The following is a 20,025-nucleotide window of genomic DNA, read 5'->3' as shown; positions in this document are numbered from 1 at the left end:
GTACTGCACTCGACAGGGTGTGGGAGAGTAGGACACTGCCGGAACATCATTGCGAAAGGCCCTCCAACTTCGGTTGGAGGGCCTTTTTGCGTTCCGAGGATACCTCCTGGACCGGGGCGAACAGTCCGAACCGTCAACATTTCAGAAATGGGCATGTCGGAGGTTCCGGTAGGCGACGATGATGCGACGTCGCTTCGGGAGGTCACCATGAACTGGCTCTTCACCCACCAGGCACTGCGTCGTTGTGCGGCCGTCCTGGTGCTGCCTGCCGCACTGGTCGGAGCGGTCGCGACCGCGCCACTCGGTGCCGCCGCGCCTTCCGCCGATCCGCTGATCGGCGCGGCCGGTTCGGTCGCCGGCCTCGCCGGGATCGTGCTGCCTGCCACCTACGGCCCCGAGACGGCGATCGTGGTGCTCGGATACGGTCTGCTGCCCGATGGCACGATGCGGCCCGAATTGGGTAATCGCTTGCACGCGGCGCTGATTCAGGCCTTTATGTCGCCCGCTTCGCCGGTGATCGTGACCGGCGGTAACCCACGCAACGGTGTCACCGAGGCGCAGGTGATGGCCGACTGGCTCAATGTTCGTGGTGTCGCCAGGCACCGGTTGCACGCGGAAACCGAAGCCGGTTCCACCGTGCAGAATGCCGAGTTCTCGGCGCGCATGATGGAAGCGCTCGGCGTGACCGAAGCTGTCCTGATCACCTCCGCCGACCATATGCGCCGGGCGCTGGACAATTTTATGGCGGCCGGTATCCCGGTCGTCGCCACTATGACCCCGGATGTGGCCCCCCTGTGGGCCCAGCCGTACGGCTCCGAAAAAATAGACCCGGCAGCACCATCGGTCGAGGACATGACCCTCGCTAATGGATAGCCGCGCCGATGTCGGTGGCGCCGATTACGATGCGGGAGGCGTCATCGCGGGTTGCGAGGGTGCGGTGCGGTAATGGCAGACAGGGGAATTCGATGGAACGGCCGGTATGGGCGCCCGAAGGTGTCGATATGCAGCATCCGAGTCCGGCTCGGATGTACGACGCTTTGCTCGGCGGCTCGCACAACTTCGCGGTCGACCGGGACGCCGCCGAGATGGCTACCGGGCTGGTTCCCGACCTGCCGCGGTTGGCGCTGAGTAATCGCGCGTTTCTGCGCCGGGCGGTCCGCTTCATGCTCGACGCCGGTATCCGGCAGTTCCTCGACGTCGGGTCGGGCATCCCCACCGCGGGCAACGTGCACGAGATCGTGCACGAGCTCGACCCGGAGGCCACGGTGCTCTACGTCGACATCGACCCGGTGGCGGTCGCTCATTCGCGAACCATCCTGCAGGGCAACGAGCGCGCGGGTGCGATCGAGGCCGATCTGCGCAAACCCCTCGACCTGGTCGCCGCGGTACGCGAGACAGGATTGATCGACTTCGACGCCCCTGTGGGGTTGCTGCTGATCGCGGTGCTGCATCTGGTGCCCGATGCCGACGATCCGGTCGGCAAGGTGGCAGCGCTGCGCGAAGTGGTGGCAGCGGGTAGTTTCATAGCCATTTCACATCTCACCTCCGAGCTTCGGCCCGATGACGCCGGTAAACTGGGCACGCACTCGGTGAACCAGTCCAAGGTCGGTATTCATTTCCGTTCCAAGGATGAGATCGTCGCGTTGTTCGAGGGATGGGATTCGGTCGAGCCAGGCGTTGTCGAGTTGCCGTTGTGGCGACCCGAGTCCGAGCGTGATCAGCACGAGAAGCCGGGCCGTTCGCTCGGCATGGGCGGTGTCGCGATCAAGAAGTAGACCGCTGACATGGCGGGGCGATAGACGATGACAGGTGGATGAGGCAGTGGGGTCGTGGGAGCTGGCGCAGCGGTGGGCGGATGCCCTCGATGGCGTCGTAGCTCCTACCCTCAACCGCTCGCAGATCGAAGAGATGCTGGCTGCCCTGTGCACCGGTCTGATCGACGCGGCGCGCGGTGGGGAGGATCCCGACATCGCGCGGCGGGCGGCGCGGATGCTGGTCGCCGCCAACTACCGTGACCCGTCGGCGGTGAGCCGTTCGGTGCCGGTGATCTGTGCCGATCTGGTCGAGATCGTCGCCGACGGGCCGACCGACCCCGCGCTGCCGCAGATCCGCGACCGGGCGATCGTCCTGGCAGCTGACTTCGCGGCAGGCTTCACCGCGGCGCTGCGGGCCGCCGCGCTGGCCGAACAAGAGGCCACGCTGGCCGCGGTGCTCGCCGCGGCGCAGGAGGCCGAGAACCGCCGTGCGCTGTCGGAAGCCCGTTTCGAGGCGGTCTTCGACGGCGCGCTCGTCGGCATCGGCACCGTCGACATGACCGGGCAGGTGGTGAATTGCAACGCCATCATGGCCCAGATGCTCGGCCAGACCCCGGAGACGATGCCGGGCCGGACCGTCGCCGACATCCTGGGCCCGCAGAACCTGAACTTCGCGTTCGAACAACTCCAGTTGATGGTCGCCGGCGAATCCGAGAGCTTCCGCACCGAGACCGAGCATCTGCATACCGACGGTCGGGTGACCGCGATCGACCTGTCGATGTCGGCGGTGCGCGGCACCGATGGGGGTATCGAGTTCCTGATCGGCGTCGCGGTCGACGTCACCGAGCGCAAGCAGCTCGCCGACCGCCTGTGGCACGACGCCAATCACGACGCGCTCACCGGTCTCCCGAACCGCCCGCACCTGTTCAACCGGCTGGCAGAAGCGCAACCGCCGATCGGGGTCTGCTATCTGGACCTCGACGGGTTCAAAGAGATCAACGATCTGTGGGGGCACACGATCGGAGACCGTGTGCTCGAGGTCGTGGCTGACCGGATGCGCGAAGCGGTGCGCCCGGACAAGGCGCTCGCCGCCCGCATCGGCGGTGACGAGTTCCTGGTGCTGGTCGAAAGATGTTCCGGTGAAGCGCAATTGGCGCGACTGGCCGACGAGCTGCTGTCCGCGCTCACCGAGCCGCTCGAGGTGGACGGACACATGCTCGCCGTCGGCGCCAGCATCGGCACCGCGTTCTTCGAGCAATTACCCGGCGCCGTAGACGAATTGGTGCACGCCGCCGACGCGGCGATGTACCGCAACAAGAACGACGCGCGCCGGGATCCGGCCCGGTAGCGGCCGGGCCGTAGTCGATCAGACCGATTGCCGGTCGCGCTCGGCCGCCCGCGCCAATGAGCGGTCGCGTTGTTCCTCGAAGCGAAGAACGTCTCCGCCCAGTCGATCGAGGAAGGCTGCCAGATCCTCGCGAGCACGCTCGCCTCGAGGTCCGAAGTCGTTGCGCTCGAAGATGTTCCATTTGCGCAGCACCGGCATCACAACCTCTTCGAGATGCTGGCGCAGATCGTAGATGCCGTGCTTGGCCATCAGCACGCCGTTGCGCCGCCAGCCGGGCATGCCCGCACCGGGCATCTGGAAGTTCTGCACGATGGTGTTGATCGCCTCGATGGTCTGGTCGGGGGCCAGGTCGAGCGAGGCGGCGCAGAGGTTGCGGTAGAAGATCATGTGCAGGTTCTCGTCGGCGGCGATGCGGGCGAGCATGCGATCGGCGATCGGATCGTCGCAGACACGACCGGTGTTGCGGTGGCTCACCCTGGTGGCCAGTTCCTGGAAGGTCACATAGGCCACGGAGAACAGGAATCCGGCGCCGGTCGAGGCGTGGATGTCGAAGCCCGGCGCCTTGTCGTCCACCACGGCCATCGCCGAATATCCGTTGGTCATGTGGATCATTCGGGCCTGTTCGAGCGCGACCGGGTCGACCCCGCGGGTCACCACGAGGTAGTCGCGCAGCACGATCCCGTGCCGGTTCTCCTCGGCGGTCCAGCGACCCACCCAGGTGCCCCAGGCTCCGTCCTTGGAGAAGTTCTCGGCGATCTCACGGTGGTAGGAGGGCAGGTTGTCCTCGGTGAGCAGGTTGGTGACCATGGCCGCCTTGGCGAGTTCGCTGAGGGCGGATTGTTCTGGGTCCCAATCGATTCCGCCCATGGATGCGAAGTTGCGGCCACGGTCCCACGGCACATAATCGTGCGGGTGCCAGTCCTTGGCCATCGATAGATGGCGGTCGACATTGCTCGCGGCGATGGGTTCCAGCTCGATCAGTAGTTCCAGTTGGGTCAGGTTCCTGGCCACGCTCGTTGCCCTTTCCGGTTAGTGAAAAGCGAGAGTTGCGTCGGTCCGGTAGTGTTGCCCGTCGTCACAATAGACCCGGCGCATCGCGCCTGGAAACGACACGGTGTTCCTGCGCACTGTTTCGGAATTTGGGCGCGTCGCGCCGTGTGCATATACGCTCCACCAGTTCAGCTCCATCAGCGGTTCCCGTTCAGTCGTGGCATAGCTAGAGAGAGTGAGCGAAAAATTATGACGGACATCGTGGTCACGAGCCTGGCGGCGACCACGTCGATCGCGGGCGACGTCGACTCGACCTGGAAAGGTCTGCTCAACGGCGAGAGCGGAATCGACGTCTTGGAAGACTCCTTCATCGACGATTTCGAACTGCCGGTGCGGATCGGCGGCCACCTGAAGGTGTCGCCCACCCTCTCGCTCACCCGCGAAGAGGCGCGCAAACTGTCCTACGTCGAACAGATGGCCGTGGTTCTCGGCCGCGAGGTGTGGCGCAACGCGGGCAGTCCCGCCGTGGACCGCGACCGGCTCGGCGTCTCGATCGGTACCGGCCTCGGCGGCGCCGAATCGCTGATCTACGCCCGCGACCGGCTCCGCAACGGCGGCTACCGCAAGGTCTCGCCGTTGACCGTGCAGGCCATCATGCCCAACGGTCCCGCGGCCTGTGTCGGCATCGAATTGGGTGCGCGGGCCGGGGTTTCCACGCCGGTGTCGGCCTGCTCGTCGGGCTCGGAGGCGATCGCCAACGCGTGGCGGATGATCATGATGGGCGATGCCGACATGGTGGTGACCGGCGGTGTCGAGGGCTCCATCCAGGCGGTGCCGATCGCGGCGTTCACGCAGATGCGAGCCATGAGCACCCGCAACGACGATCCCAAGGCGGCCTCGCGTCCCTTCGACGCCGACCGCGACGGGTTCGTCTTCGGCGAGGCGGGCGCGATGATGGTGATCGAAACCGAGGAGCACGCGAAGGCGCGTGGCGCGACGATTCACGCCAGGCTGCTCGGCGCGGGCGTCACCTCCGACGGATTCCATCTCGTCGCACCGGATCCCGAGGGCACCGGCGCCGCGCGGGCGATGACCCGGGCGATGCAGACCGGCGGGATCAGCCGCACCGACGTCACCCACATCAACGCACACGCCACCGCGACCCCGATCGGTGACACCGCCGAGGCCAACGCGATCGCGAAGGCGATCGGCTCGCACGCTTCGGTGTACGCGCCGAAATCGGCTCTCGGGCATTCGATCGGCGCGGTCGGTGCGCTCGAATCGGTGCTGACGGTGCTCAGTGTGCGCGACGGCATCGTGCCGCCCACGCTGAATCTGGACAATCAGGACCCTGAAATCGATTTGGACGTGGTGTCGGGTCAGGCGCGGCGTGGTCGCATCGATTACGCGGTGAACAACTCCTTCGGTTTCGGCGGTCACAACGTGGCGATCTCGTTCGGACGGTATTGACGATTCGCCTTGTCGTGGCGGATTCGGAGTCAATGTGCGTTGAAAAGGATTGGGAATGATCGGCGAGACTTTCGACGACTATGTAGACGAACTGGGGACTATCCGGATTCCCGGTGATCAGACCCTGATCGACTTCGTCGACAAACACAGCGAGGCCAACGGGGACGACCTGGCCTATCGCTTCATCGACTATTCGACAGAACGTGAGGGGGAATACCAGGAGCTGACCTGGCGTGAGTTCGGCGTGCGGCTGCGCGCGGTGGCCGCGCGACTGCAGCAGGTGACCCAGCCCGGCGACCGGGTGGCGGTGCTGGCGCCACAGGGCCTCGACTATGTCGTCGCGCTGTTCGCGGCGGTGTACGCGGGGAATGTGGCTGTGCCCCTGTTCGATCCGGAGGAGCAGGGCCACAGCGACCGGCTGCACGCCGTTCTCGGCGACTGCGAACCGGCCGCGGTGCTCACCGTCGGTAGCGCGGCGGCCGGCGTGCGCAACTTCTTCCGCGAACAGCCCGCGGCGCAAAGGCCCAGAATCATCGCGGTCGAGGCGATTCCCGACACTGTCGGCACGCGGTGGCGCAGGCCCGACATCAATATCGACAGCGTGGCGTATCTGCAGTACACCTCCGGGTCCACGAGGGTGCCCGCCGGTGTCGAGATCACCCACCGCTCGGTGGGGACCAACCTGCTGCAGATGATCGACGCCATCGGGATCACCGAGAACGCCCGCGGGGTCACCTGGCTGCCGCTGTTCCACGACATGGGGCTGCTCACGGTGATCCTGCCGACCATCGGTGGCAAGTTCATCACCATCATGTCGCCCAGCGCGTTCGTGCGCAGGCCCTCGCGCTGGATCAAGGAGCTGGCCGCGCAAGCGGATGGTGCCGAGATCTATTCGGCGGCACCTAATTTCGCCTTCGAACACGCGGCGATGCGCGGGTTGCCCAAGGGAGACGAATCGCTCGACCTGTCGAACGTGATCGGTCTGATCAACGGCAGTGAGCCGGTGTCGGTGGCCTCGATGCGCAAGTTCAACGAGGCGTTCGCGCCCTACGGGCTGTCCAAGACCGCGATCAAGCCGTGCTACGGGATGGCCGAGGCGACGCTGTTCGTGTCGGCGACCAAGCGCGACGACGAGGCGCGGGTGGTCTATGTCGATCGCGGGCAGCTGAACGACGGCCGGATGGTGGAGTGCGACGAGCACGCCGAGAACGCGGTGGCGCAGGTGTCGTGCGGATACGTGGCGCGGTCACAGTGGGCGGTGATCGTCGATCCCGGTACCGGGGTCGAGCGTCGCGACGGCGAGGTCGGCGAGATCTGGCTGCACGGTGACAATATGGGCATCGGGTACTGGGGCCGGGCGGAGGAGACCGCGGAGACCTTCCACAACCGGGTGGTCGCGCGCATGCCGGTCGGTAGTCGCGCCGAGGGTGCGCCCGATGACGCGAAGTGGATGCGGACCGGCGACTACGGCGCCTATCACGACGGCGAGCTGTTCATCACCGGCCGGGTGAAGGACCTGGTGATCGTCGACGGGCGCAACCACTATCCGCAGGATCTCGAATACTCGGCGCAGGAGGCCAGTACGGCGCTGCGACCCGGCTTCATCGCGGCCTTCTCGGTGCAGGCGGGGCAGTTGCCCGCGCCGGTGCTCGAGGCCGGGGCGGTGTCCGATCCGGCGGCGGAGCGATTGGTGATCGTCGCCGAAAGAGGGACGGGCGCGGCGAAACTCGAGCCGGGCCCGATCACGGACGCGGTGCGCGCGGCGATCGCCCGCAGGCACGGGGTGATGGTGCGTGATCTGTTGCTGGTGCCCGCGGGGTCGATTCCGCGGACGTCGAGCGGGAAGATCGCCCGACGGGCTTGCAAGGCCGCGTATCTGGACGGGACGCTGCGCGGTGGATACCGGCAGCAGGCCTATCCGGACGCACCGGAGGAGTGAGAGTCGGTCGGCCACTGGGCATTCCGGTGGCCGACCGATATCCGCCGAGGGCTCCGGCACCTGCGCCCGGCTGATGCGGCGCAGGTCGCTCAGTTGACGCAGGGAATGGTGTCACCGATGTTGGTGGACAACGGTTTTCCCCGGTCGGGCAGTGGCATCGAGCCCGACGTCGTGGTCGTGGGGGGAGTGGTCGTCGATGTGGTCGGGCTCAGCTCGGTGGGCATGGTGAAGTCGGTGGGCATGGTGAAGTCGGCGCCGAGCGCGACCTTGATCCGCCCGTCTTCGATCGACGGCGACGCGGAAACCGGCAGCCCGCCGAGAAGTTCCGCCAGCGCACGCGCATCGTCGGCGGCACCGAGGCCGTAGGTGATGGCCGAGTACGGGCCGTCGCTCGAATCGCCGTTGCCGATCAGCCCCGCACCGTAGCCCCTGCTCGTCAGTGCGGCCGAGAGCGCCGCCGCCTGACCTTTCGCGGTGCCCACATTGTGTACATCGACCACGCTCGCTGGGGTCGGCGCCGTGGTCGTGGTCGCCGGCACCTCCTGGCCGAAGGCCGCCCGCACCTCCCGTTTGATCGCGGCCGGGTCGACGATGTTCACGTCCTGACCGTCGATCACGTCGTAGCGCACCACCGGCAGCGTGCGGAATTCGACCGGTACCGAGCCGGCGGAGCCCATGTCGCGGGCGAAGTCGAACAGATTCCAGCCGTCGGAGAGCACCACGTCACGGTGCGCCACGTCCATCAGTTCTGTGAGCTGGCTCAGGTTGGTCAGCGTTCCGGAGTCCTTGAGCGACTTGGCAACCGAGGTGAGGAACGCCTGTTGACGATGGGTGCGGTCGAGGTCGCCGTTGAGCAGTCCGTGACGTTGACGGACGAACGCCAGGGCTTGTGCACCATCGAGATGCTGCCTGCCCGCGGGGAAGCTCGCGCCGGAGAACTCGCTGTCGTCGACGGCGTGGTTGAGACACACGTCGACCCCACCGACCGCGGTGGCCAGGTCGTAGAAGCCCGCGAGGGAGATCTCGGCGAACCGGTCGATCGGAACCCCGACGAGATTGCGGACGGTGGTGACGATGGACGCGCGTCCGGCTTCCCGGCCGCGCCGCTCCAGCACGACCGGATCCTTTTCGCCCTGGTCGATCAGCTTCGCCTGCACCGCGGCCTTTTTCAGCCCGTACGCCTCTTTGATCTTGATCTGCTGGTAGCCGGGGATACCCGTCACCGGCACATAGTCGTCGCGGGGGATGGAGAAGGCGACGACCTTGCTCTTGTCGGCCGGGATGTGCAGCAGGATCAGCGAGTTCGCGTTGTAGCCGCCCTCGGTGCCGTCACCGGCGTGCAACTGGTCGAGCACCTCTTTCGGCAGGTCGTTGCCGTTGAGGTCCTTGCGGGTGTCCAGGCCGATCAACAGGATGTTGACAGCGCCGCCCCCGGAACGCGGGGCGTCCTCACCGAGTGCGGTGGAATGGGTGAAGCCGGAATCGAAGTCCTGCTTGGCCGACCAGGCCAGGCCGGTGCCCGCGAGGACGGCCAGCGCGGTGGTCGCCACGAGCATCCTGACCATGATCAGCCCGGCTCGGCGAGCGCGTCCGTGCCGTGGGGCGCGATGGTCGGTGGGGGCGTGCCTGCCGACGCGCTGTGGTTCCCGCCGTGTTTTCTCCCGGCGCGGCGGCGCCGGAAAGGTGTTGTCCCCGTTCACCGCAGCGCGCTTCCTGCCTGCCACTGTTCCCACGGCACACTCCAGTCGCCGTTCTGCCACACCTCGAGCGGGGCGCCGCCGGTATTCCTGATCTCGACCACGTCGCCGGGTTGGGAGAAATCGTAGAACCAGCGGGCGTTCTCGCCGCTGAGATTGAGGCAGCCATGTGAGACGTTGGTGTTGCCCTGCGCCCAGATCGTGTCGTCGAGTTGGTGCAGATAGATGCCGTCGGTGCTGATCCTGGTCGCCCAGCCGATGGATTCCTTGTAGCCGAGCCGGGAGTTCACCGGCAGGCCGTAGGTGGAGGAGTCCATGATCACCGGGTTGGCCTTGTCCATCACGGTGTACACCCCCGGCTGGGTCCAGAAGGTGATGGTCTTGCCCGCGACGGTCTGGCTGCCGCCCATGCCCAGCGAGGTGGGCATGGTCTTGATCAGCGTGCCGTTCTCGTACACCTGCACCTGCTTGTCGTTGTCGTCGACGATCGAGACGTGCGAGGGGCCGATGGTGAAGCTGGTCTTGGTGTCTTCCTGCCCGTAGAGGCCGCCGCCGAGATCCTTGCCGTAGATGTCGGCGGTGAGTGTCACCTTCGTGCCGGGCGCGTAGTAGTTCGCGGGGCGCCAGTGGGCGTTGCGGTTGTCGAGCCAGTACCAGGCGCCGGTGACGGGCGGATCGGTGGTGACCGACAGGTACTTCTCGGCCGTCGCGCGATCGGGCACGTCCTCGTCGAAGTGCGCGACGACGACGGTGCCCACGCCGAAGGTGCCCGACGAGGAGAGTTCCGTGCCGCCCGTAGTGCGGAAATAGACCTTGGTCTGGTTGTTCGGCGCCAGGGTGGTGAACGACGAGGTGATCGGCCCGACCCGGCCGGTGACGGTGACCGCCTCGGCCGTGACCGTGTAGGTGTGGCCGTAGCCCAGCGGTTCCGACGGCTTCCATGCCGACTGGTCGGGGGTGAAAATACCGTCGACCGTGCCGCCCTGCTCGTTGGTCATCGTGACCGCGGTGAGCTGTCCGTCGCTGGTACTCACGCGGACCGGGCCCAGCGGATCGATCTCGGTCGCGCCGTCTTGCGGCGCGACCGAGATCGCCGGCGCCGGTGGGGCGGCGGATTCGGTCCCGGATTCGGTGGGCGAGCCGCCGCAGGCCGCGACCAGCACCAGGAGCCCGGCGGCTAGGCCGGCTCGAAAACGTCGTCCTGACATGCGCCCCTCCTGTGCTCGGTGCCGCTCAGCTCTGCAGGCCGACCTCGACGTCGAGCGAGAGGTTGATCTTGTCGCCGATCACGGCGCCGCCGTCGGCCATCGGTATGTCGGTGGTGAGGCCGAAATCGCGGCGGTTGATGGTGGCGGTCGCGGAGAAGCCGGCGACCGGGGCGTCGGCCATCCCGGGGCCGGTGCCGAGGAATTCGACCTCGAGGGTCACCGGGTGGGTGTTGCCGCGGATGGTGAAGTCGCCGGTGACGGAGAATTCAGTGCTCAGCGCCTTGAAACCGGTGGCCTTGAAGGTGGCGATCGGGTGGTTGGCGACGTCGAAGAAGTCGGCGCTGGCCAAGTGCCCGTCTCGCTGCGCGTTGTCGGTGGTGACGGAGGCCACCTTCATCTCGACATCGGCGTCGGCGGTGCCGTCGGGATGAACCACGAGCGTGCCCGCGAAATCGGTGAAGCGGCCGCGCACTTTGCTCACCATCAGATGACGCACGGAGAACTGGAGCGTCGAATGCGCGGGGTCGATGACCCAGGTTCCAGCGGGTAGTCCGGTAGGGGCCGACATGGTCTCTCCTCACTTGGCGATCCGGCCGTGTGCGGGCCGACTGGCGTGAAGCGATAACGCCAACCAGCGTAACCCTGTTCACCGCGGGCGGGTCAGTCCTCGCTGGTGGCGCGTTCGCCGAGAAACCGCAGGAGGGCGGGATCGGTGGAGGTGATGCGGTCTACTTCCTGTCCGCCGGTGCATTCGTAGAGGGCGACGGTCACGGAGTCGGGCCTGCGGCTGACGACCCGCCAGACCGCCCCGGAATCCTGCCAGCGGAGAAGGGTTTCGACGGGGTCGGTGCTCACCCGATCCACCGTAACGCGCGGTCGCGGATCGTCGAGGTCGGCCGATGCGCGGGCGACGGGCTTCAGCGGGGAGGGATTCCGTTCAGATCCGTTCGCGGTAGTTCGCGGCTACGAGCGCGAGGCAACCTGCGGCGATCGCGGCGGTGACCAGATACATGGCGGGGTAGCCGAAACCGAGGCCGCTGTGCAGGGACGACAGGACCGCGGGCACGCCGAAGCCGAGGTAGCTCACCGAGTAGAAGACCGCGTTCAAGCCCGCGAGGTCGCCGGGGCCCGCGAGACGTTCGATCTGCTGCAGCCCGGCGACGAGGCCGATGCCGTAGCCGCTGCCGAGCACCACGGCGGTCAGCAGCGTCACCCAGATGCTCAAAGTGGCCGCCGTCCACGCCGCCAGGACCATGCCGGTGGTGAGCAGCACGAGCGCGACCACCGCCGCGCGCGCGGTGCCGGGACGGTCGATGCGTCGCGCCACCGATTGGATGGTGAATCCGCAGCCGAGCGTCACCATGGTGACCAGGGCGGAGAAGGCGATCGGGGCCTGCTGCACGCGCGGCAGCATCAGCGTCGGCAGGACCGCGTAGGCGGTGGCGTTGGCGGTGAACAGCCACAGGGCGATCGGCACCGCCACCCGCAGGAACCGCCGGTGCCCGGCGGCGGGGATCTTCAAGTCGTCGCGCAGCCTGCCCGGATTCGCTCGGCGGGTCACGGTTTCCGGGGTTCGGGCCACCCAGAACGCGGTCGCGACGCAGAGCGCCGCATTGACGAGATAGGCGGTCGAATCGGGCAGCGGACCCCACTGCGCGAGGGTTCCCGCCACACCCGCGCCGAGAGCGAACCCGGCGGTCAGGCTCATCGCGGATCGCCGGGCACCCTTGCCCGTGGCAGCCGCGGCGAACGGAGGTTGCGACAATTCCTTGAGCCAGCTGCCGCCGACCGCCATCGCCAGTCCGAGCGCGACACCGCACAGCATCCGCCCGGCCGCCAGCATCGGCACCGAGGCCGCGCCCACCGCGAGCAGCAGCGAACCGGCCGCGGCGATCAGCGGTGCGGGCAGCATCAACGGGCGGCGGCCGAACCGGTCGGACAGTGGGCCGCCGATGAGCAGGGCGGGCACGATGCCGAGGACGTAGTAGAACAGCAGCAGGTCGACCGCGGTCAGCGCAAGGCCGTGGGCTTTGTACATCACCAGCAGTGGTGTGAACTCGTTGCCGCCCCACGCGATCGCCACCATGGCGGCGGACACGCCCAGCCACGCGCGGGTGACGGAGACAGCACTGGGCCGCTCGGTGGTGAGAATCGCCATCACAGGCCCTTTCCGTTGTGCGCGCACCGGAATTCATGGATGTGGCGGTCGTACGGTCGCCGACCTGCTCGGCCGGACACCGCTACTCCCGCCGCCCGCGCACAGGGCGAACTGGTGGCAACCGGTCTCATTTTAGGGGCGGCCGGTCGCTGTATTACCGTCGGCCTGTGCGTGAGCTGCGGATGGGGTGTGCGATGTGGACGCATCCGCAGTGGCAGCAGCGGTTGCCCGCGCCGGGGGAGCGCTTGCGTGCCTACGCCGGGCACTGCGGTGCGGTCGAGGGCAACACCACGTTCTACGCGACGCCGTCCGCGTCCACCGTCGAGTCGTGGGCGCGACAGACCGCGCCCGATTTCCGGTTCGTGCTCAAGCCGCCGAGGGCGGTGACGCACGAGCGCCGGCTCGTCGACGCGGGCGCCGAACTCGGTGCGTTCCTCGACGTGATGGCGCCGCTCGGGCCCCGGGTGCACGCGTTGTGGATCCAGCTGCCCGCGTCGTTCGGCCCGACCGATCTCGGCGCCCTCGCGCGCTTCCAGCGCGAGCTGCCCGGTGGACTGCGCAGCGCCGTGGAAGTGCGTCATCCAGCGTTCTTCGAAGACGAGCGGGCCGCGGTGCAGCTGGAACGGGTGCTCGGGCGGATCGGGGCCGAATGGGTGCCGTTCGACACGACGGTCCTGTTCGACGGGCCACCGGGTGACCCCTCCGAATTCGAGGCACGGGCCAAGAAGCCTCGCGTTCCGCGCCGGATGCGGGCGCTCACCGAGTACCCGATCGTGCGCTACCACGGGCGCGCCGACACCGACCGCACCGTGGCGGGCTGGCAGCCGTGGGTGGAGACGGTCGCGGGGTGGCTGCGCGAAGGTCGCTCGCCGACGGTCTTCGTGCACACGCCCGACAATGCCGCGGCCCGTGGCCTGGCTCGCCGCTTCCACGACGAGGTCCGTGCGATCGTCCCCGACCTGCCCGCCCAGCCGACGCCTGAGTCCGACGAGCCGATGACGCTGTTCTGAGCGGACATCCGCGGCAAACTGCGTTGATTTCGCGAACACTTGTCGGAGCTCCGTGTCATGCTGTGCGCCACCACTGGGGAGTGGGTGGGCTGACTCGAAGGGGACGAGCATGTCTACGGAGGGAACGGTGTTGTCGCCCGCGCCGCATTGCGAGCCGCGGTTGGAGGGTGGGGAAGAGGTGCCGCGGTCTGTGGCCGTGAATACTGCTGTGCCCCAACGGGTTACTGGTTCCGGTCGCCCGAGGGCCGCGGGCGGGACGCCGGCGAGTATCCGCAGGGCAGTGCGCGCGTCCTGCACGCAGGCAGCGCCTACCGGCGAATCTGTCGCGACCGCAAAGCGATTCGCCGAGCAGGTGCTCCGGCTGCTCCTGGAGGTGGTCGATCGGCGCAGATCGTCGACTCACCTGCGCGCTCACACAGACGCGCGAGTACTCGCCGCCATCAACACCATGCTCGCGCAGGACCTGGTCCCCGGCCGGGGCTTGGGCGGCGCCACCCTGACCCGCGTGAAACTGACCGCGACACAAGACGGTGCCGCCGAAGTCTTCGCCTCGTATCAGCGTGGGCCGCGGACCCTCGCTATCGCGGGCCGCATCGAGGCGACCAAGGACAGTTGGCGCTTGGTCGCGGTGCGGATGTTCTGATCGCCGGGACGGTCGAAGCGTGGATGTCGAAGTCGATATCGACGAGCTCCTCAGCGAGGTCTGTCGACTGCCTCAACGCAGCGCGGTGACGCCCGAGAAGTCGTGGGGTGCGCGGTGATTGCGATCGGAAAGGCTGCCGAGAGAGTGGTCGGGATGAAGGCCGAAGTATTGCCTGCGGGTCCGGCTGGTCCAGGCCAGCGCGGCCGCGGCGGCGATGCGGTGGAAGTGGACGGTGTAGCCGTGTTCGTAGATGCGCAGCAGGGCGTAGCCCCCGGGGTACTCCTTCACGGCAGCCACCTCCAGATATTCGACGTGGCCGGAATCGGGGCGGCTGCGGCGATTCCGGTGGGTGTGGCCGCTGTGGTGCAGGAATACTCCAGGGGTCGTTCGATAGCAGGCCTGCAGTGCGGCCACGCTCGCACGATCGAGAACGAAACCGGGGCCGCCGGGGTTGCTCAGTGCCGCGTAGCGGGTCGCGGGGTGGTGTCCGAAGATCAGCGTCGGGCGGTCGGGGTCGGCGGCGAGTGTCGCGCGGAGCTCGGCCAGTTGGTCGGGGTCGATCGTGCCGCCGGAACCTCGCCTGCGCGTGGTGTCGAGACCGATCAGGCGCAAGCCGCCGAGCTCATGGCAGGGTGAGTTGACCGAACGGCTGAAACACCGTGCCCCAGTGATCATTCGCGCCGCGCGCAACGTCGTGATTGCCACGGCAGACGAAGTGATCGCTGCCCGCCTTGCCCCAGGCGTCCAGACGCGTCGCGATGCCCGCGGACTGTTCGGCGGTGCCACAATCGGTGAGATCGCCCGCGACCACCAGATGATCTACCGCGCGATCGGGTCGGCGGATGTCGTGCAGCAGTGCCTCGGTCATCACCTGCGGGTAGTGGCCGTCGTCGTGGCGCAGCCCCGGCGGCAGCCCGGCGACGATCAAGCCGCTGCGGTCCTCGCCCCAGTGCAGGTCGTTGGCGAGGGCGATCGTGCGCAGCAGTCGGCCCGGCGGTGGCGGCGCGGTCAGGAAAACGCCCGTGACCTCCGGAGTTCCAGGGCGCCGAGTCACCCAGGTGCGGCCGGGAACAGCGGTTTCGCCGTCGGAGCAGGCCCGGAAGCGATATCGGCGGCCCGGCTCGAGGCCACGTACTTGCGCGTAGTGGTGCGCGGTGCGACGGCCGTCGAGGTAGCGGGTCACCGGTGCGGCCGAGCTGTCGGCGGGCGCGAGCAGCACTTCGGTGTCGGCCGCGGCCGGGTGCAGCTGTCCCGCGCGATCACGTCGATGGGTCGACCACGTGAGGATCGCGGTGTCGTGAGTGACCGTGACGACCTCGAGATCGGTGACGACGAGCCGATCACGCACGCCGTTCCACGAGTACGGCCGTGCCATCGGCGCGCGCACGGTTGCCGCCGCCGCCCCCGAGGCGGCGTTGACCAGCCACGCGGTGTGCAGTCGCGGATCGAGCATGCCGGGCTCCGTTCGCCGTCTCCGGCTGACGGTACGGCGCCCGCCTGAACACCCGTGGGCGGTGATGTGGACATTGATCGCCCAGGTAGCGACCGGAAAGCGAGGACGCCGCCGCTAGTCGTTGCGTGGCTTCTTCCGGAGCTGCTGTGTCCCATCGCTGTGCGGTGGGTCGCTGTCGAGTCCGTCGGGTAGCCGCCGCGCCCCACTGGCTACCTCGGCGATGAGATCGTCGTAACCACAAGCCAATTCGTGCAGGCGTAATTGCGCGGCGCGCAGTTGGGCCTCGGCGCCGCAGGCCAGCGCGCGGTAGGTGAGCGCGGCGAAATGGGCCATGCGGTCCACGACGGCGCCGATGCTCTCGGTGTGCATCGGCGCCGAGGTCGCCGGAGTGGGTGAGCGGATCACGACCCAGCGGTCGATCTCGCAGACCAGACGCGCACGCGCCCAATCGATCTCGCTGGTATCGCCGGGAATCTGCTGTTCGCGGCGTTCGTGCAGCGTGGCCAGCTCGTGCGCGGCGGAGAGGACGGGGTCACTGGCACCGGCGACCCCGCAGACCGCCTGCATCATCTGTGCTCGGTCCGGCAGTACCGGTTCCGGTCCGGGTCGTCCCGTCGAACCGCTGCCGTCCGTGTCCACTGTTGCCGCACCGTCCCCGTCGTCGGTTTTGTACCGCTTGTCGAAGGACATTCGTCTCGGCGGGGACGACGGATAGGTCACGAAATGACCCCCCAACAGCGAAAACCGGCCGTGAACAGGTGTTCACGGCCGGTCGGGATCACCGATCGAGCTGGAGTATCACAGGCTCCGGGCGATGATCTCCTTCATGATCTCGTTGGTGCCCGCGTAGATCAGCTGGACGCGGTTGTCGACCCACATGCGGGCGATCGGGTACTCGTTCATGTACCCGTAGCCGCCGAACAGCTGCAGACAGGTGTCGGCGATCTGCATCGCCTTGTCGGTGGTCCACCACTTCGCCATGGCGACGGTGGGGATGTCGAGTTCGCCGCGGATGTGCTTCTCGACGCAGTCGTCGATGAACACGCGCGCGATGCGGGCCTCCGTGGCGACCTCGGCCAGCTTGAACTTGGTGTTCTGGAAACCGAACACCGGACGGCCGAACGCCTCGCGCTCCTTGGTGTAGCGCAGCGTGTGGTCGAGGGCGACCTCCATGCCCGCGACCGCGCCCATCGATACGATCAGGCGCTCCTGGGGCAGCTGCTGCATCAGCTGGATGAAGCCCTGACCCTCCTGGGTACCGAGCAGGTTGGTCACCGGGACGCGCACGTCCTCGAAGAACAGCTCGGAGGTGTCCTGGCCCTTCTGGCCGATCTTGTCGAGCACGCGACCGCGACGGAACCCTTCGCGATCGGCCTCGACCAGGACCAGCGAGACGCCGGAGGCGCCCTGGGTGGGGTCGGTCTTGGCGACCAGGATGATCAGGTCGGCCTGTGCGCCGTTGGTGATGAAGGTCTTGGAGCCGTTGATGACGTACTCGTCACCGTCACGGATCGCCTTGGCCTTGACGGCCTGCAGGTCGGAGCCGGTACCGGGTTCGGTCATCGCGATGGCGCCGACGACCTCGCCGCTGGCCATCTTGGGCAGCCAGTGCTTCTTCTGCTCCTCGGTGCCGTAGGCGAGCACGTAGTGGGCCACGATGCCGTTGTGCAGGCTGACGCCCCACGAGGTGTCGACCGCGCGGGCCTGCTCCTCCATGAGCACGGCCTCGTGCGCGAAGGTGCCGCCACCGCCGCCGTACTCCTCGGGGATCGAGATGCACAGCAGGCCGACTTCGCCCGCCTTGTTCCACAGGTCGCGGTCGACGTGGTGCTGCTCGCGGTACTTGTCGATGTTGGGGACAAGTTCCTTGGCCATGAACGCACGGGTCATGTCACGCAGGGCGTCCAGGTCCTCGTTCATCCAGCTGGACCGATTGGCGGCCATCGAGTCTCCTTGTTCGGCTCGGCACAGCACCGGCCCAGGCGTGACCGGTGGTTACGGACACCAGTGTGCCGCAGTATTGGCGTCGTGACAATAGTGCTGCCGAAATGGCCTCTCACCAGCGCATCATGGGTAACGGTGAGAATGGATGGATGAGCGCGCGCCGGACCGTCAGCTCCACCAGCTTGAGGTGGAAGCCGCTGTCGGGGTACCGGCGCATCAGCGCGGAGTAGGCCGCGTAGGGCAGTCCGTAGCGCCGCGCGCCGAACGTCACATCGATCAGATCGGCTCGCCGGAACAGCTCCACCGGATCGGTCGCGCCCCCGGCCGGGCGCACACGGTGGTGGTCGCGGATCATCTCGGTGACGAGCTCAGCGATGTCCTCCCGGTCGTGCGTGATCAGCCAGTCGCCCGCCAGCGCGCACGACGGTTCGAGATAGTCGAAGGTGCACGCTGCCCAGATGCCGAGATCGTGGAAGGTCGCCGCGGTGCGGAACTCCTCGCGCGAACTCGGCGGCGGCCCCGGCTCGCCGCTGCGGGCGAACAGGAGATCGGCTGAGCGCAATACCCGCAGCACATGATGGAAATAGGCCTTGCGGTCGGCGCCGAGCCGGGCGGTCCACGGTTCGAGTCGTTCGGCGATCGCCTGGTCGAGTTCGCTTGTGTGCTCGGTCAATTCGTCACTCCGAAGTAGATCTCACGGGCGTGTGCGACCCCCCGGCACCCCCGAACCAACCCTAGGTGTCCACGGCAAGCGCCGCCGGGCGAAACGGAGTTTCACTCGCACCGCTCGGCTACGCGGTAGGGCGGCGTGCGAACAGTGCGCCACAGCGGCCCGGTCGGGTTGTCCGCGAGCGGTGTTCGGCAACGGTCGGGCACCGAACTGCCGGAAACTCGGGCCCGGGCGGCGGCGGGGGATTATCTTCGCTGATCGAGTGTCCGACCGAAATTGTTGGGCGTGTCGCGCGCGGCGCGCCGTGTTCGGGGAGCCGTGTAGGAGCATCGGTTTCGCGCTCGAGGGTATATCGACTAAGAATGGCCTGTGCCGTTCACACCTGTGGTCACCTGCCTGCCTTCGCGCGCCCGGGGCGGTGGTCTGGCATGACGATCGAATCCGGTCTCGAGGACGACGTCAGCCAGCTCGCCCAGCGAGTCGAACGTGCCCGCGGGCGTCTCGCTTACCAATTCGATCCGGCCCTCACCGACGCGCTCTCCGAAGACGAGCTGCGCGCCGAACGCGAACTCGCCGAACGCATCCGTGAACAGGATCGCGAACAGCGCTGGAAGCACACCCAGGCGATGGCGTCCGCATCGGACCGCAGCCGACAGACCACCGAAGCGATCGAGAAGGCCGACATGCGAGATCTGCTGCTCGCCAGGAAGGCGATGGCGTCCCAGCGTCGCGAATCGAGCCCGCACGCGAAGCTCGCTTCGCTGTACCGGCACCGGTCGTGGTCGCTGAAGGCACTGGCCGGCGTGGTCGGCGCGGGCATGCTGTGGTCCGCGGTGAACGTGCAGCAGAACATCGCGCCCGGTGGGCCGAGCGATCCGCTGTTCTGGTTCAGCTACCTGCTCGAAGCGATGATCAGCGTGTGTCTGATCATCATCATGGTCGGCACGAACAAGGTCGCCGAGTGGGGCGTGATCGACAACCGCCGCCAGGTCGCGCTCGCCGAGCTCGCGCTGCTGGGGCTCACCGTCACCCTCAACACCTATCCCTACGTGCGGGAAGGGCGCTGGTACGACGTTGCCGTGCACGCGGTCGCGCCGGTGATGATCGGTGTCGCGCTACTGATCCACGACGCGGTCAGCGCCCGGTACGGCTTGGCCATCACTCGCGCGACCAGCCAGGTCAGGGACCTGCCCGACCCCGCCGACAACATCCTCGGCCGCCAGGCCTCCGAGGGTATCCGCCTCACCTACACCCCGCCGATGACGGGCGCGGCGCGCGCCGAGGCGATCGCTGCCACCGAAACGGCCGCGACCACGCCGATCACCCGCGAACCCGCCTGGACTCCCCCCGAGCCGGTCACCAACGGCAACGGCCGCTCGCCGGAGAAGCGCAAGCGCTTCGGCATCGGCAAGCCGTCCTCCGCGGACAAGGCCACCGCGAAGAAGTCCGCTCCCGCGCCCGTAGTGGCACCGGAGCCCGCCAAGGAGCCGGTCAAGCCGGAGCCGGCCACCGATTCGGTTCCCGCCGCCCGCAAGAGCGCCATCTCCGATATCGAGGCCCGGGTCGAAAAGGCGTTCGCCGAAGCCAATTTCGGCTACGAGGCGATCGAGCCGACCAGCATCTACGACACCGGCCAGTTCCGCATCGCGGAGAGCCTGGAACAGGAACTCAACGACATGCGTGAGGCCCGCCGCCAGGCCCGCAAGGAGCGCGCGAACTAGCAGGAAGGACAAAGGCCGAT

At 67.6% G+C, this 20,025-nt stretch carries 19 protein-coding genes; 8 read left to right on the top strand and 11 right to left on the bottom strand.

Features of this window, described 5'->3' with window-relative positions; all coding sequences use genetic code 11:
• Positions 1-207 precede the first annotated feature (207 nt).
• From ACWF99_RS30800 to ACWF99_RS30790, 3 genes are all read left to right on the top strand, one after another.
• The gene (locus tag ACWF99_RS30800) at positions 208-873 is read left to right on the top strand and encodes a YdcF family protein (protein WP_452538096.1); all 666 of its coding nucleotides are present in this window, start codon (positions 208-210) and stop codon (positions 871-873) included.
• A 92-nt stretch (positions 874-965) separates the two neighbouring features.
• On the top strand, positions 966-1,775 hold the full coding sequence (locus ACWF99_RS30795; RefSeq protein WP_378639364.1) for an SAM-dependent methyltransferase: 810 nt from the start codon (positions 966-968) through the stop codon (positions 1,773-1,775).
• Positions 1,776-1,809: 34 nt separating this feature from the next.
• Positions 1,810-3,102, top strand: coding sequence for a diguanylate cyclase domain-containing protein (locus ACWF99_RS30790; RefSeq protein WP_378639361.1), 1,293 nt, complete (start codon positions 1,810-1,812; stop codon positions 3,100-3,102).
• An 18-nt stretch (positions 3,103-3,120) separates the two neighbouring features.
• Here ACWF99_RS30790 and ACWF99_RS30785 read toward each other — a convergent pair whose 3' ends face one another.
• Positions 3,121-4,113 (bottom strand): acyl-ACP desaturase, encoded by a 993-nt coding sequence (locus ACWF99_RS30785; protein WP_452538095.1) that lies wholly within the window; start codon positions 4,111-4,113, stop codon positions 3,121-3,123.
• Between the two features lie 201 nt (positions 4,114-4,314).
• Here ACWF99_RS30785 and ACWF99_RS30780 point away from each other — a divergent pair, with 201 nt between their 5' ends.
• Positions 4,315-5,562, top strand: coding sequence for a KasA/KasB family beta-ketoacyl-ACP synthase (locus tag ACWF99_RS30780; RefSeq protein ID WP_378639369.1), 1,248 nt, complete (start codon positions 4,315-4,317; stop codon positions 5,560-5,562).
• Positions 5,563-5,617: 55 nt separating this feature from the next.
• On the top strand, positions 5,618-7,501 hold the full coding sequence (fadD32, locus tag ACWF99_RS30775; protein WP_378664315.1) for a long-chain-fatty-acid--AMP ligase FadD32: 1,884 nt from the start codon (positions 5,618-5,620) through the stop codon (positions 7,499-7,501).
• A gap of 89 nt (positions 7,502-7,590) precedes the next feature.
• Here fadD32 and ACWF99_RS30770 read toward each other — a convergent pair whose 3' ends face one another.
• From ACWF99_RS30770 to ACWF99_RS30750, 5 genes are all read right to left on the bottom strand, one after another.
• Positions 7,591-9,201 (bottom strand): LCP family protein, encoded by a 1,611-nt coding sequence (locus ACWF99_RS30770; RefSeq protein WP_452538094.1) that lies wholly within the window; start codon positions 9,199-9,201, stop codon positions 7,591-7,593.
• Positions 9,198-10,406, bottom strand: a complete 1,209-nt coding sequence (locus tag ACWF99_RS30765; protein WP_452538093.1) for a L,D-transpeptidase — start codon at positions 10,404-10,406, stop codon at positions 9,198-9,200. The genes ACWF99_RS30770 and ACWF99_RS30765 overlap by 4 nt, the downstream gene beginning before the upstream one ends.
• 25 nt (positions 10,407-10,431) lie before the next feature.
• The gene (locus tag ACWF99_RS30760) at positions 10,432-10,974 is read right to left on the bottom strand and encodes a YceI family protein (protein ID WP_378639347.1); all 543 of its coding nucleotides are present in this window, start codon (positions 10,972-10,974) and stop codon (positions 10,432-10,434) included.
• A gap of 92 nt (positions 10,975-11,066) precedes the next feature.
• Positions 11,067-11,261, bottom strand: coding sequence for a hypothetical protein (locus ACWF99_RS30755; RefSeq protein WP_452538092.1), 195 nt, complete (start codon positions 11,259-11,261; stop codon positions 11,067-11,069).
• Positions 11,262-11,343: 82 nt separating this feature from the next.
• Positions 11,344-12,564 carry an MFS transporter gene (locus ACWF99_RS30750; protein ID WP_378639341.1) on the bottom strand — a complete coding sequence of 407 codons (1,221 nt, stop codon included), beginning with the start codon at positions 12,562-12,564 and terminating at the stop codon, positions 11,344-11,346.
• 167 nt (positions 12,565-12,731) lie between these two features.
• Between ACWF99_RS30750 and ACWF99_RS30745 the strand changes: the two genes are divergently transcribed.
• Both ACWF99_RS30745 and ACWF99_RS30740 read left to right on the top strand, forming a co-directional pair.
• Positions 12,732-13,574, top strand: a complete 843-nt coding sequence (locus ACWF99_RS30745) for a DUF72 domain-containing protein (RefSeq protein ID WP_378639338.1) — start codon at positions 12,732-12,734, stop codon at positions 13,572-13,574.
• 280 nt (positions 13,575-13,854) lie between these two features.
• Positions 13,855-14,217, top strand: a complete 363-nt coding sequence (locus ACWF99_RS30740; protein ID WP_452538091.1) for an Rv3235 family protein — start codon at positions 13,855-13,857, stop codon at positions 14,215-14,217.
• Positions 14,218-14,289: 72 nt separating this feature from the next.
• On the opposite strand, the gene ACWF99_RS30735 is transcribed toward ACWF99_RS30740, so the two are convergent.
• The 5 genes from ACWF99_RS30735 to ACWF99_RS30715 form a co-directional block, all read right to left on the bottom strand.
• A complete protein-coding gene (locus ACWF99_RS30735; protein ID WP_452538090.1) occupies positions 14,290-14,829 on the bottom strand; it encodes a metallophosphoesterase family protein in 540 nt (179 codons plus the stop codon).
• Between the two features lie 10 nt (positions 14,830-14,839).
• Positions 14,840-15,670 carry a metallophosphoesterase gene (locus tag ACWF99_RS30730; protein ID WP_452538089.1) on the bottom strand — a complete coding sequence of 277 codons (831 nt, stop codon included), beginning with the start codon at positions 15,668-15,670 and terminating at the stop codon, positions 14,840-14,842.
• A gap of 114 nt (positions 15,671-15,784) precedes the next feature.
• A complete protein-coding gene (locus ACWF99_RS30725) occupies positions 15,785-16,240 on the bottom strand; it encodes a DUF4254 domain-containing protein (protein ID WP_378663877.1) in 456 nt (151 codons plus the stop codon).
• Positions 16,241-16,468: 228 nt separating this feature from the next.
• Positions 16,469-17,614 carry an acyl-CoA dehydrogenase family protein gene (locus tag ACWF99_RS30720; RefSeq protein WP_378639328.1) on the bottom strand — a complete coding sequence of 382 codons (1,146 nt, stop codon included), beginning with the start codon at positions 17,612-17,614 and terminating at the stop codon, positions 16,469-16,471.
• A gap of 112 nt (positions 17,615-17,726) precedes the next feature.
• On the bottom strand, positions 17,727-18,287 hold the full coding sequence (locus ACWF99_RS30715; RefSeq protein WP_378639326.1) for a hypothetical protein: 561 nt from the start codon (positions 18,285-18,287) through the stop codon (positions 17,727-17,729).
• Positions 18,288-18,712: 425 nt separating this feature from the next.
• Here ACWF99_RS30715 and ACWF99_RS30710 point away from each other — a divergent pair, with 425 nt between their 5' ends.
• Positions 18,713-20,005 carry a hypothetical protein gene (locus tag ACWF99_RS30710; protein WP_378639323.1) on the top strand — a complete coding sequence of 431 codons (1,293 nt, stop codon included), beginning with the start codon at positions 18,713-18,715 and terminating at the stop codon, positions 20,003-20,005.
• Positions 20,006-20,025 lie beyond the last annotated feature (20 nt).

It is taken from the genome of Nocardia sp. NPDC055002, from assembly GCF_053608825.1.
Note: the sequence above shows the minus strand (reverse complement) of the source record. Positions and strands in the feature narration are given on the sequence as shown.